10 protein-coding genes are annotated in these 13182 nt (G+C 47.5%); all 10 read right to left on the reverse strand.

Features of this window, described 5'->3' with window-relative positions; genetic code table 11:
- Positions 1-10 precede the first annotated feature (10 nt).
- The gene (locus J0A65_RS11860; protein WP_206594402.1) at positions 11-1375 is read right to left on the reverse strand and encodes a DUF1329 domain-containing protein; all 1365 of its coding nucleotides are present in this window, start codon (positions 1373-1375) and stop codon (positions 11-13) included.
- 13 nt (positions 1376-1388) lie between these two features.
- Complete coding sequence (locus J0A65_RS11865) at positions 1389-3473, reverse strand: DUF1302 domain-containing protein (RefSeq protein ID WP_206594403.1); 2085 nt, start codon at positions 3471-3473, stop codon at positions 1389-1391.
- A gap of 195 nt (positions 3474-3668) precedes the next feature.
- Positions 3669-3890, reverse strand: coding sequence for a DUF2835 family protein (locus tag J0A65_RS11870; protein WP_206594404.1), 222 nt, complete (start codon positions 3888-3890; stop codon positions 3669-3671).
- Complete coding sequence (gene pepN, locus J0A65_RS11875) at positions 3887-6481, reverse strand: aminopeptidase N (RefSeq protein WP_206594405.1); 2595 nt, start codon at positions 6479-6481, stop codon at positions 3887-3889. Before pepN ends, J0A65_RS11870 begins: the two co-directional genes overlap by 4 nt.
- Before the next feature lie 96 nt (positions 6482-6577).
- Positions 6578-8032: a Na+/H+ antiporter NhaC gene (gene nhaC, locus J0A65_RS11880; RefSeq protein ID WP_206594406.1), complete on the reverse strand. Its 1455-nt coding sequence runs from the start codon at positions 8030-8032 to the stop codon at positions 6578-6580.
- Between the two features lie 108 nt (positions 8033-8140).
- Positions 8141-9475, reverse strand: coding sequence for a sodium-dependent transporter (locus J0A65_RS11885; protein ID WP_206594407.1), 1335 nt, complete (start codon positions 9473-9475; stop codon positions 8141-8143).
- A 163-nt stretch (positions 9476-9638) separates the two neighbouring features.
- Entirely contained in the window at positions 9639-11681 is a 2043-nt protein-coding gene (gene prc, locus J0A65_RS11890) for a carboxy terminal-processing peptidase (protein ID WP_206594408.1), read from the reverse strand.
- Positions 11682-11684: 3 nt separating this feature from the next.
- Positions 11685-12380: an RNA chaperone ProQ gene (gene proQ / locus J0A65_RS11895; RefSeq protein ID WP_206594409.1), complete on the reverse strand. Its 696-nt coding sequence runs from the start codon at positions 12378-12380 to the stop codon at positions 11685-11687.
- Positions 12381-12397: 17 nt separating this feature from the next.
- The gene (locus J0A65_RS11900) at positions 12398-12682 is read right to left on the reverse strand and encodes a hypothetical protein (protein WP_232849909.1); all 285 of its coding nucleotides are present in this window, start codon (positions 12680-12682) and stop codon (positions 12398-12400) included.
- 5 nt (positions 12683-12687) lie between these two features.
- Complete coding sequence (locus tag J0A65_RS11905) at positions 12688-13152, reverse strand: GAF domain-containing protein (protein ID WP_206594411.1); 465 nt, start codon at positions 13150-13152, stop codon at positions 12688-12690.
- Positions 13153-13182 lie beyond the last annotated feature (30 nt).

The raw sequence follows: 13182 nt of genomic DNA on the forward strand, positions 1-13182 counted from the left end.
TTTACTGCGATTACCTCAACCCTTCTCGTCTCAGGGCCTGTGAAGTAAATTCACTGTCGCTTGGCTTAATTGTAAAGTCATACATTCTAGTTTCGTTATCTAAGCCTAACGCCAGATAACGCCTGGAGTTCAGATCATAGTAAACATCCAGTGTTGACCACAAGGTCGGCACATCATAATAGTTGATAGCATAGGCCATGGCGACGCGATACAACTCATTACGGTTGTCATACATATCAGCAACCAGAATTTGCCAGCTGTCTTCATCAATATAGAACACGCGCTTCTGATAAATATGGCGGTATTCAGACTTCAGGTTAGCCTCAACAACCCACACTCTGTGTTTCTCAAAGCGTGTCAACTCGGGGTTGATATGACCAGGTTGAAGAATATCGGCATACTTCACCTTATCGCTGTGCAAGGTATAGTTGTTGTAAGGCACATACATTTCCTGTTTGCCTTTCAACGTCCAGTTGTAACGATCTGGTGCACCATTGAACATATCGAAATCGTCAGTAGTACGCAGGCCATCTGCTGCGGTACCGGGCGCATCATAAGCAATGTTTGGTGCTTTGCGAACGCGGCGTTGGCCCGTGTTATAGGTCCAGGCCTGGCGAGGCTCCCTTACCTGGTCCATGGTTTCATGCACCAACAATGCGGTACCCGCCAAACGAGCTGGCTCAGTGATGCTCTGCTTGAACTTCATCAGCACGTTTTCTTGTTCAAGCTTCTCGGGTGTTACCCCATCTTCGGCATATTTGATCATCAGAATGTCATCAAAGCCTATGACGTTATAATCACCTGAAGCCGTGGGGGCAGCTTGACCACCGTAGCGCTGAATAGCCTGTCCGCGATAGCGCAAGATATGGTTCCAAATAGCTTCAAGACCATTTTGCGGGATTGGGAACGGAACACCCATTGCGGCATTTTTAATCCCATTGCCACCTTCGACTAATTCAGCCCGTGTAGCGTTTGCCTTGGTTGCGTCATAGACAAACTGCGGGTTGGATGCTGTACGACGGGTTTGATATACCGGGATCTTGAACGTGTCAGGATAGGTTTCAAACAGCTTCTTCTGGCCGTCCGACAACAGATCAGCATACTGACTCACGTTGGCAGCCGTAATTACAAACTCCACTTTATCCTGAGGAAAAGGATCAGGATGGTGATCGCCTACCTTGTAACCAGCGGGAGGGGTCGTGATACCGCCGTCCCACGCAGGAATACTGCCATCAGCATTTGCCGCTTTTAATCCGCCAAGGGGAGTAAGTTCAGTGCCTAACTTAGCGGCTTCAGCTTCGGACACTTTTGCGTGAACAAAGGCTGTGGCCAAACTTAAACCAATCGCTGCTGCGACTAGGGTTAATTTCTTCATCTATGACTACTCCCTAGATTGAATACTTGATGTTAAATGAGACGAAGTCCCTGTCAGACAACGCATTAGTGCTACCCACACCACCCCAGAAAGAGTTCAGCGAGACACTCGCAGACCATTTGCTCAGGTAGTCAAAGTCTAATGACAGGCTGGATGACTTACGATCTTCAATAAACAGGAATAATGGATCGGGCGTAATACCATCTACGTCGTGCGCAAAAGTGGCGCGTACAGACATATTAATGCCGGCAAATACGTTGTTAAAATCGGCTTTAGCTAACAAACGGTATCCCCAGGCATCATCGGTTGGAAATGGATTGGTTTCAGGTCCATTTGAAATACCTGTATGCAACCCTTCCTTACCTGGAATAGGACCACTTCGTGAGGTACCTGGACCGTTCAAACGTAGGAGACTGGGATCGGGCATGTCATTTATTTTTATATAGCCGACCTCACCCAACACGGTTAGGTTATCTGTACCCCAGGTGGGACCGAACAAATGCGTTGCGGTAAACTGTGCCTGCACTGTGTCAGACAAGACATAACCAACCGCTGTTTCACCCGGCCCTACGGTATACCCCAGGTAATTGTCCAATTGCGAAATACCAGCCAAATCGGGCCTGGAGATTGGTCCAGGTACGCCCATCGCAGCGAGCTGCTGAGGCATACCTGCATAGAGTAGTTCCACGTCATCAATCTGCAGGGGCTCGTCTTGACGATAAGCAATCTCACCGGCTAGCGCCGTTTCGCCTACGTTGGTATTGAAACTCAAACCATAGAGTTTAATGTCTTCCGGGTAACCAAACTCAGCCTTAGTAAAGGCTCGCAGATCAGTGATGTTATCGCGGGTAATTTCATTTGCTGCCAGATAAGCCAAATCTGCCGCTAAACCGGCTCCGGTAAAGTCAGAGGCGATACCAGATATCAGCGGACGTTGGCTATGATAGTTAATATGATAGAAGCCAAACTCAGTATCATTCAGCTCTTCAGAGAAATAAGACAGCCGGATACCATATTGCCCTTGATCGTCTGCGTCCTTGTGCGCTTCGTCGCTGTATGCTCGAACCGCAACTTTAGTGGGATAGCCCATATAAAGCTGTGTGACTGTTGTCGGATTCGCGCCACTCAACAACATGCCACGCAACTCATTAAGCTTAAGCATTAAGAAATCCAGATCAATATCTGGGTTGCCGGTAAAGCCCAACTGAATATTGGCATCTTGTCCGCCTTCACCAGCAAAATCGTTGGTGGCGAAATAGCTACCATTTTGCGGCAGACGGCTCTTTTCCCATTCGTATTGATAATACACGGCCAGCCCCAAGGAGTCGGTCAAACCAAACTGGGCGTAGACCATACCAACAGGGATAAAGACTTCTTTAAGTTCTGCACCTGGCGCCTGGGCACGAGTCACATCAATAGGGTTAGTGGTATTGATACCATGCTGAATAAAGGTACTTTCCCCCCAACTGACCACTTGATCACCGATACGAATAGATACCGGCACATTGCCTAAATCAAAATCAGCATAGAAGAAGGCATCCAACAAACGAACATCAGCACACAGTTCTTCTTTGGCATACTTGTCTTTACAGGGGTCAAACGGCTTGTCTAACTGGGAATAATTGGACGCTGAAACAGGATTACGCCAGGCACGATCGCCATCCATCATCTCAAAATCATAGAAATACATGCCACGGGCGAAGAAACCCATGTTTTTGTATTTTATATCAAGATCATGGGTACCTTTGAATTGCGTTGAAAAAGCTTTACCGGGATCAAAATTAAGATCACCGTTATCATTATTGGTTGAATATGCCCCTTGTCCCTGTGCCCATACATCGGCGGATGAATAGACAAGATTGGTATTTCCGTTATAACCAGTCCAGTTAAAACGAGGGTCATTACTGTTACCAATCAGCGCCCAATCCCGATCTTCAATACGATAGCTGGTACCAAGAGAAAAACTGGAATCGAAGCTGATTGACCAATCACCCTCTTCCCAATTTACCGCAAGTGCCGGGTTGCATACGCCACCAAGCATTGCAGTCATGCCTATGGCCAAGGCTGACTTTTTAAAAATACGAGGCCCGTTATTCATCGTTTTTATTCTCCTCTGTATCCGCAGTGTGTGTGAGGGTCCGCAGATGTAAGCAGGTAACCAGTGATCTCACTGGCATTTTTACAAAATGATTACATCATTTTAGCTTATTATCAAGAACTAATCGTACCAGTTGAATTCCATCAATATGTCTATATAAATCATCATGTTGACACTTTTAAATCGAATAAAAACTCAACTTACACGTTCAAGTGAATGGATTTTGTTGTACTCATTGACAATGAGCCGGAAGCGTCCCTTAAGCCCTTGCATTTCAACAAAAGGCCGCAAATTTACTACCGGCAACTGAACCCTTTCACCAGTGTCTGTGCGCACAATTAAATTTTGTACCGTCCCCAAATAAAGAGGACGGCACTCTTCGTAGCTTAGCCGAAGATTAAAAAAAAAGGTCTTCAACTCAACGCCTTATCCGTTGACGCAGCTAAATGTAGCGCTTTCGTTACCTTTTCGAAAAGGTCTCTGCTCAACGACTTGTGATTTAGTAGTCGCGCCAGTTGCTTGACAATTAAGTCCTGCCTCGCGTTATCCAAATGAGTAAAGCCCAGCATTGGTGTTATCAAACGTGAGGCCACCTGAGGATTAACTGCATCCAGTTTCAGTAAATAGTCTGCAACAAAGCGGTAGCCACTGCCATCTGCAGCATGAAAACCTGCGGTATTGTAGAAGGCAAAGCTGCCAATCAAGGCGCGCACCTTGTTGGGATTATTGATGCTGTACATGGCATGGCCGCTAAGCAGCTCAAGTGTTGCGATACTATCGCGATGCTGACGGCTTCCATGTAGCGCAAACCACTTGTCCATGACAAGCGAATCATTGCTCCAATGCGCCTCGAACTCTTGCATGAGTGGAACGAACAAAGCGTGATTAGCCTCCTGACAGGCTTTCAGTACCGCCAAAGTATCACTCATATTATCACTGTGCTGATAAGCCGTTTGTAACAGTTGCTCAGTATCTGCCAGCTCTGCCAAGTAAGTCAGGCTGACGGCTTTGATTCGGCGGCTCTGTACTTGCTCTTGCTCATAACGATAAGTATCGGCCAATGCGCCGGTCACTAAGTCCTTCAGTGGCGTCTGAAATGCAACCGCTAATTGTTTTTTTAATTGCTTGCGAGCAGACAGCAAGGCATCAACATCAATCTGACTGCGCTGCTGTGCCAGGGTTTCAAAGCTGGGTAGTGCCAGCATTTCAGCCACAAGGGCTGGCCGCTGTTCAGCCAACAGCAAAATGCCGGCAAATAGCTTTGAAAGAATATCTGGAAGGCCTAAGCCAGGCTGTCCCGCGGCCTGGTGAATTGCTTCACTTAACAATTGCTGACATGCATCCCAACGCAGAAAATCATCCTGCCCATTAAGTGCTATCTGTAGCAGCGCTTCATTGTCATGTGAGAAAGTGATCTTCACCGGCGCACTGAATCCAGCCAGGACACCCAAGGTCGGCTTCTGGCTAAAGTAACCCAAGTTAAAACTTTCAGATTCTCGGGTCAGCGATAACACCTGCTGTTGACCACCTTTTCCGTCAATTAACTCGATAGCAATGGGCAAATGCAAAGGAAGTTTGTCTTTTTGATCGGCAGTGGGCGCGGTGTATTGGCTTAATTCTATTGAATATTCGCCGCTTTCCTCGTGGTAAGTCTCTTGGATCTTAACGGTTGGTGTACCTGACTGGCTGTACCAGCGACGAAATAAGCTCAGATCTGTGCTATTGGCATCCTGCATGGCCTGCACGAAATCGTCACAGGTAACCGCCTGCCCGTCGTGGCGACTCACATACAAATCCATACCACGGCGGAACCCTTCTTCACCAAGCAGAGTATGTAACATGCGTATCACTTCTGCGCCTTTGTCATACACTGTCACTGAGTAGAAATTGTTCATTTCCATGACCTCGTCTGGCCGAATAGGATGTGCCATAGGGCCTGCATCTTCGGCAAACTGGTGTTCCCTTATCACTTGCACCTGTTTAATTCTGACAATGGCCGGGTCTGCCATATCAGCACTGAACTGCTGGTCACGAAATACCGTCAACCCCTCTTTGAGGCTGAGCTGAAACCAATCTCTGCAGGTTATTCTGTTCCCCGTCCAGTTATGGAAATATTCATGGGCGATCACTGACTCGATATTGAAGAAATCTTCATCCGTCGCAGAGGCCGGATCGGCTAACACAAACTTGCTGTTAAATACATTCAGGCCCTTATTTTCCATGGCACCCATGTTGAAAAAGTCGACTGCGACAATCATATAGATATCCAGGTCATACTCCAGACCATAGCGCTGTTCGTCCCAGAGCATGGCTTTTTTTAGAGAATCCATGGCATGTCCTGCCCGACCAAGATTACCTTTATCGACAAATAGTTGCAGTGCCACCTGGCGGCCACTTGCGGTGGTAAATAGGTCTTCTAGCAGATCAAAGTCACCCGCGACTAGTGCAAATAAGTAGCAAGGTTTAAAGAATGGATCCTCCCAAAGTACCCAATGCCTGCCATCGGCCAGATCCCCCTGATCCACTTTGTTTCCATTGGACAACAAATGGGGATAGGCCTGCTTATCAGCAGTAATCTTAACCTTGTACTTTGCCATCACATCAGGACGGTCTAAAAAGTAAGTGATTTTACGAAAGCCTTCGGCCTCGCATTGTGTACAAAATGCCTGACCCGACTTATACAGCCCTTCCAAAGACGTATTGTTTTTTGGATCTATGCGAGTGACAACACGAAGCTCAAATTCATTCGGCACATTATCAATACTTATGCCCTTATCATCGTCTTTGGCAGGTACGTTGTGACCATCAATCTGTATTTGCACCAGTTCAAGCTTTTCACCATCAAGCACTAAAGGCTGATTATGCTCCCCCTGCCGAGAGACTTTACTGACAGCGGTAACCAGGGTCTGCGTCTCGTGCAGTTCAAACTCCAGATACAACTCTGGGATGAGAAAGTCAGGCTGACGATAATCGGCTAGTTTCATGGCTTGAGGGCTGGCTGCGGACATAACGACTCCTAAACGTTAAATTTGCAACAGAGGATAGCAAAACCTCCACGAAATCGGTGGAGGTTTTGTTAAGACGTACTGATCTAAATACGAAGATTAGGCTTTGCTTTCTTGTGGCACAGGGATACGCAGAATCTTAATCCCCAGATAAGCATAAATAATGGCTAAGACTGGGCTGATAAGATTGAAAAACGCGTAAAACACATAATTAAGTGGATCCACCTTCAATACACTGTGCATGTATGCACCGCAGGTGTTCCATGGGATAAGCGGCGATGTAATAGTGCCACCATCTTCCAGGCTTCTGGATAAATTCAATTGGTGCAAACCACGCTTGGCAAACTCATCCTTATACATGCGCCCAGGCATAACGATAGACATGTACTGGTCGGCAGAAATCAGGTTAGTGCCAAAACAAGTCAGAATCGTGCGGGACACCATACCACCGGCTGTTTTTGCACCGTGCAGTAAGGTTGCGACAGCACGCTTCAGTAAGCCAGTTTTTTCCAGTACGGCACCAAATGATAATGCACAGACAATCAACCAGATGGTATTCAGCATACTGGACATACCACCACCGCTTAGCAAATCATTCATATCAGGGTTGCCGGTATCCAGACTCACTCCATCATAGAGCGCTTGCCATACTACAGTAACATTGGCCAGCCAGCCTTCACGACCTTCGCTGGCGAGCTTAGCAATAAGATCGGGTTGGAAAATCACCGCCCAAAGCCCGCCTAACAAGGCCCCAATAGATACGGCAGGAAATGCCGGCATTTTACGCATCGCCAAGACTAACAGCACAATCAAAGGAACGAGCATCAAGGGGCCAACGTTAAAGTTTTCGGCCAACATCGTCTGCATTTCCTGGATTTTCGCCATCGATGCTTGCTCAGTGGCATTCAAGCCGATAAGTAAAAATAAGATCAAAGCGATAACAAAACTGGGGATAGTGGTCCAAAGCATATAGCGAATATGTTCAAACAACTCGGTCCCGGCGACTGCGGGTGCCAGGTTGGTCGTCTCAGAAAGTGGTGAAATCTTGTCGCCAAAATAAGCACCTGAAACGACGGCACCGGCGGTAACGGCTTCCGACATTCCCATCCCATTGGACACTCCCATTAATGCTACACCAACAGTCGCCGCTGTGGTCCAAGAGCTACCTATACTCATGGCAACTATGGCACAGATTAAACAGGTTGCCGCGTAGAAGACCGACGGACTTAACAATTCCAGACCGTAGTAAATCAAGGATGGCACAGTACCAGCCAACAGCCAGGTGCCAATCAAGGAACCTACCGCGAGCAAAATCAACACTGCCCCAAGTGACAGGGAAATACCATGCACGATACCGGCTTCAATTTCACGCCAGGAATAACCATTTTTGATCCCAATCAAGGCAGCGATGCCCATGGCGATCAACAATGCAATCTGATTAGGGCCGTAGGATGAGTTGTCAGAAAACAGAATGACTGACGAGGCCAGCAGACCAACCAAAACCACAATAGGGATCATGGCGTCTAGCAATGAGGGTTGTCTTGGGTTTGACATTTTAATAATTACTCCAAGTATCCTTTACAGACAGTGACATGAACATGCTGCAACCGGATAAACAGGCGACTTGGTAGCCGCCGTTCAACATTTATAGAGAGGGTGATTCTATTGTACTGACCGATAGAACATCAAAATAATGATTACCGGACAGACAAAGCGCACATACCAGGGCCAAATCTTCCAGAAAAGCCCTTGATGTGCTTGAGGATCGCTGGCCTGTAACTCCTTGAGTATTTCATTTCGCTTCCATACCCACCCAGCAAAAATACACAGCACCATACCAAGCAAAGGCTGGCTGTACTCAGTGGTTAGGGAAATGACCAAGCCAAATAAAGTGCTGAAGTTAAGGGCAATAACAATACTGCAGATAAAGATAACAGCAGCGATTAGCCAAACCGCACGGCGACGCTCTATTCCCTTGTTTTCAACTACGTAGGCAACAGGTACCTCAAGCATGGAAATGGACGATGTCAGTGCAGCAATAATCATCAGCGCAAAGAACGCCAAGGCTACGACATTGCCGGCTGCGCCCATGGTGTCAAACAATGCGGGCAACACGGTAAAAATCAGAGTGTCACCATCAATCAGCTCACCAGCTTCAGAAAAAATCTGGACACCATTGTGTAAAGCCACATACATCGCCGGGATAATCAGTAATCCGGCTAAAATAGCGACACCAATATCAACCAAGGCAACCGAGGCGCCCAGGCTGGGCAATTTTTCCTGACGTCCAACATAAGAGCCATACACCAACATGGTACCGACCCCCAATGACATGGAGAAAAAAGCTTGTCCCATGGCACTGATTAACAAGTCAGGACTCCAGACTTTGGAAAAGTCCGGTACCAGATAGACTTTCAGGCCTTGCATTGCCCCATCCAGCGTCATGACGTAAACAATCAGTAAGGTGATAATAATGAACAAGGTTGGCATCAAACGTACCGACCATTTTTCGATACCTTTACTCACCCCCCCGGTCACAATTCCAGCGGTCAACAGCATAAATAAGCCGCAACAGATTATATTTCTAGGGGTAGAAAACTCAGTCAGCCAGGCGGCAAAATCATCAAAACCGGCAATAGTCGCCAGAGACTCAAAACCGTAGGCCAGCATCCAACCGCCGACGATGGCATAAAAAGCCAGGATCAACGATACGGTTATTATGCCCCAGATTCCTGTCGCACGCCCCAACCAGTGGCCAGAAATGCGTCCGAGCGCATCAACCATATTTGAACGTGTGGAACGCCCTATCAATAATTCAGCCATCAGCACCGGATATGCCAGTACAAAGGCCAGAATCATATAAACCAGTACAAAAGCCGCACCGCCGTTGCTGGCTACCTGGGTTGGAAAACCCCAGATATTTCCAAGCCCTACAGCAGATCCTGCCGCAGCCAGGATAAATCCAAGCCTGGAAGAAAACTCCCCTCTTACACTCATCTTTCAAACCTTCGTTATTGTTATTGTCTTTTCTGTCATCGTCAGTCAGACCCAGGATTCCCTATCGTCTGCTGACCTTGCCTGGCTGGCAAGTCCTGTGTATCACCTAGATAAAAACAGGGCTATGATGACATAGCCCTGTTAGTGAATCGCGTTTGTTGTATTACTTGCTACGAATGGCGTATTTGCCCGTACCCACCACATCGTAGGTTATCGCAGCCGCTTCATCGAGAATGGGATCAAGTTCTTCCAGCGCTTCAGGAAGGTCATCCAAATTCTCAACCTTAGCCAGCCCCATGCGCGTTAAACGCTCATTCGCCCTGGCCAAGGCTTTCTGTTCATTCTCTTGTTTCTCTTTACGTCGTTCAGATTCTACTAAAGAGATCGTTTTATCATCTTTACGGGCGCGATACTCGTTGATGTCTTCGAGGATATAAGCGAACTCAGGATCCTGCTGAATACGCGCCATGTGCTTTTCCGACACTTCTCTGACTGTCGAGCCGGTTTCACCAAAAGTGGTGTAGTTCGCACGCTGAATGCTATCCCATGGCAAGGCATTCTCTTCACGGCTTTCGCCCCACTCAGAGGGTTCAATGGCGGAAGGGAACAGGATATCCGGCACCACACCTTTATGCTGAGTGCTACCGCCATTAATCCGATAGAATTTAGCTATTGTGATCTGAACACTACCCAGAGGATTGTCATACAGGTCATAAATACGTCCCAGACCACGATGCTGCTGTACTGTACCTTTACCGAAGGTCTGCTCACCAACAATCAATGCCCGACCATAATCCTGCATAGCGGCGGCAAAAATCTCCGAAGCTGAGGCACTATAGCGATCTACCAACACCGTTAACGGACCATCGTAGTAAACGATGCCGTCATTATCACGCTCTTCACGGATACGACCGGCACTGTCACGAATCTGTACTACAGGTCCTTTGTCGATAAACAAGCCGGTGAGCTGTGTCGCTTCGGTTAAAGAACCACCACCATTGCCACGTAAATCAACAATGACACCTTCAACATTTTCACTTTTTAGCGAATCCAACTCTTTTCGAACATCTTCATGTAAGTTGTTGTAAAAAGAGGGTATAGAAATTACACCTAGTTTCTGGCCCCTATTAGGACCTGTGTCAGGCACATAAACTTCCGACTTGGCCGCACGATCTTCTAACTTAATCTTATCGCGAGTCAGGCTGACCACCTCAGGCGTAGCTGAATCCGAGGCTGCACCTTTAAGCAGTTGCAGTCTGACCACGCTGCCCTTTGGCCCTTTAATCAGATCAACAACCTCATCTAAACGCCAGCCGACGACATCAACAAATTCGTCATCTTCCTGAGCCACACCAACAATGCGGTCTTCAGGCTTAATCTGTTTAGACAAATCAGCTGGCCCACCAGGCACAATGGAACGAATCACGGTATGATCATCCAAAGACTGCAGTACCGCCCCGATCCCCTCAAAAGACAAGTTCATGTCCATTTGGAAGCGCTCAGCATTGCGCGGAGAAAGATAACTGGTATGCGCCTCGATAGTTCGGGCAAAGGAATTCATTAAGGTCTGGAAGACATCTTCACTTTCAGTTTGCTGAAGACGCTTGATGGCCCGCTCGTAACGCTTACTCAGTAAGTCTTTAACGCCAGCCTCGTCTTTCCCTGCCATTTTCAGGTTAAGAGCGTCGTATTTAACGCGCTGGCGCCATAATTCATTCAGCTCAGCCACATCTTTAGGCCAACTGGCATCTTCACGATTAAACTCGAGTGCGTCGCCCGCCTTTTCGAAATCAAAGCTACTATCCAGCAAGGACAGCGCGTATTCGTATCGCTCAACACGACGTTTAAGGTTCTGTTGGTAGATGTCGTACACCCCTGCCAACTGGCCTCGTTCGAGCGCATCATCAAAACTTGCTCGATACTTTTCCAATTCAGCAATGTCTGCGGCAGTGAAAACGTTCTTGTTCGGGTCGAGCGCTTTCAAAAAACGGTCATAAACCCGTTCGGAAAGCGCATCATTGAGTTCAATCTCTTTGTAATGTGCGCGGGTGAATAACGACGAAATTCGCTTCGTCGCCACCGCATGTTGCGATTCCTGCTCCAAATTGGGTAAATCATGGGCACTGGGAGTAGTGGCTACAGCACCGGCACCATAACTTGCTGCCAATAATGCAGCGGCAACTGAAACGTGAATCGCATTTTTCATAATTTACCTCTTAGAACGCGCCAATCTCAGGCTGTCGACAGGTACTTTTACTACCATACCTGAGTTCAACTGGACATGTACCCCATCTTTGCCGACCTCATTAATGGTCCCTGGCATAGGAGTTTTACCAATTTTAACCGTTACTTGCGTGCCAGCTACCAGATCAGTATCGCTCAATTTTTCTGGTGGTGGTCGCTTAATTGGTTTGCTCTGAGAGGAATTAGTTCCCTGGTGGCTGTTTTTTCCAGCTGGTTTACTCTGCTCCCCCCCTGTTTTATCGGGGTTTTGCTCGCTTTTGCCAGCAGAAGACTTTTTGTAACGAGGTTTTGCATCCTGACGATGCTTAGCCTGCTCTTTACGTTTATCTGCTACACGCTGTTTACTTTCAGCGAGCTGTTGCTGCGCATGTTCTGCATGTTGCTTTTCGATAATCGCATCCTGATTACCGTCAAGGTCAACTCTATGCGCTCCTTCAACGACAGCATGCAGATAACGCCAACTGCTGGTGTAGTGGCGCAAAGACGCACGTAACAAGGTTTTACTTACCCTTTCGTCACTTTCCAGACGCTCAACCAGGTCTTGAAAAATACCAACTTTAAGGGGTTTAGCCTGGCCTTCTAGGCTGAAGCAGGCGGGAAAGGTGTCAGCCAAGAAACTAATCACTTCTTTGCTGTTTGAAAACTTCTGTGGGCTATCCATTCGCTTATTTCTAACGGTTAATCTAAGTGTGCGCCAGGGTGCTCATCATCCCAAGTTGCCACAAGTTGGTCAACCCAGTCGTAGAGCTCCTGCTCGTCTATATCTAATAAATACTGGTCCTGATGCCAGGTTTCCCAGATATGTTGCATCATCAGTTCAAGTTGATGTGTATCTATATCCTCATCAACCTGAGCGTACAAATAATGCAGCAACTCGTTTAGCCTATCGGCTGCCTCTTCGGCCAAATCTTCCCAAAACTCCATGTCGGCTGGGGTTGCCAACACCACATGGATGTCTATCATCGACTTCACCCCATCGCATCCTGTAAGGCTAAAACCAGTTTCTGTAAGCCTTGCAAATCGTCCTGATCAAACCTTGCCAGACTGGGGCTGTCAATATCCAACACGCCGGCTAGCTGTCCGTTCAGATAAAAAGGCAAAACCACTTCGGAGTTAGATGCAGCATCGCAGGCAATGTGCCCTTCAAACTGGTGAACATCCTCAACTAACTGTGGTTGTTCAAGTTTGGCAGCCGTGCCACATACGCCGCGCCCCATGGGGATTCGAACACAAGCGGGCTTGCCCTGAAACGGCCCCAATACCAATTCATCCTCTTTGAGCAGGTAAAAACCAGCCCAATTGATATCAGGTAATTGCATCCATAAAAGTGCGCTGAGGTTTGCAAGGTTGGCAATCAAATCCCTTTCGCCGTCCATCAGCGCTGACGCCTGCTGAACTACTTCCCGGTAGAGCTCTGATTTTATCTTTGGCATGTTAACGAAACTCTTATACAAGGCCGCACA

It is taken from the genome of Bowmanella yangjiangensis (genome assembly GCF_017255015.1).
GTDB classification, from domain to species: domain Bacteria; phylum Pseudomonadota; class Gammaproteobacteria; order Enterobacterales; family Alteromonadaceae; genus Bowmanella; species Bowmanella yangjiangensis.

What these genes read in the sequence shown, in the direction of transcription:
- pepN (WP_206594405.1), bottom strand. Translation starts at nt 6,481, where the DNA reads ATGTCCGCAGCCAGCCCTCAAGCCATGAAACTAGCCGATTATCGTCAG.
- prc (WP_206594408.1), bottom strand. Translation starts at nt 11,681, where the DNA reads ATGAAAAATGCGATTCACGTTTCAGTTGCCGCTGCATTATTGGCAGCA.
- J0A65_RS11865 (WP_206594403.1), bottom strand. Translation starts at nt 3,473, where the DNA reads ATGAATAACGGGCCTCGTATTTTTAAAAAGTCAGCCTTGGCCATAGGC.
- proQ (WP_206594409.1), bottom strand. Translation starts at nt 12,380, where the DNA reads ATGGATAGCCCACAGAAGTTTTCAAACAGCAAAGAAGTGATTAGTTTC.
- J0A65_RS11885 (WP_206594407.1), bottom strand. Translation starts at nt 9,475, where the DNA reads ATGAGTGTAAGAGGGGAGTTTTCTTCCAGGCTTGGATTTATCCTGGCT.
- J0A65_RS11900 (WP_232849909.1), bottom strand. Translation starts at nt 12,682, where the DNA reads ATGATAGACATCCATGTGGTGTTGGCAACCCCAGCCGACATGGAGTTT.
- J0A65_RS11905 (WP_206594411.1), bottom strand. Translation starts at nt 13,152, where the DNA reads ATGCCAAAGATAAAATCAGAGCTCTACCGGGAAGTAGTTCAGCAGGCG.
- J0A65_RS11860 (WP_206594402.1), bottom strand. Translation starts at nt 1,375, where the DNA reads ATGAAGAAATTAACCCTAGTCGCAGCAGCGATTGGTTTAAGTTTGGCC.
- nhaC (WP_206594406.1), bottom strand. Translation starts at nt 8,032, where the DNA reads ATGTCAAACCCAAGACAACCCTCATTGCTAGACGCCATGATCCCTATT.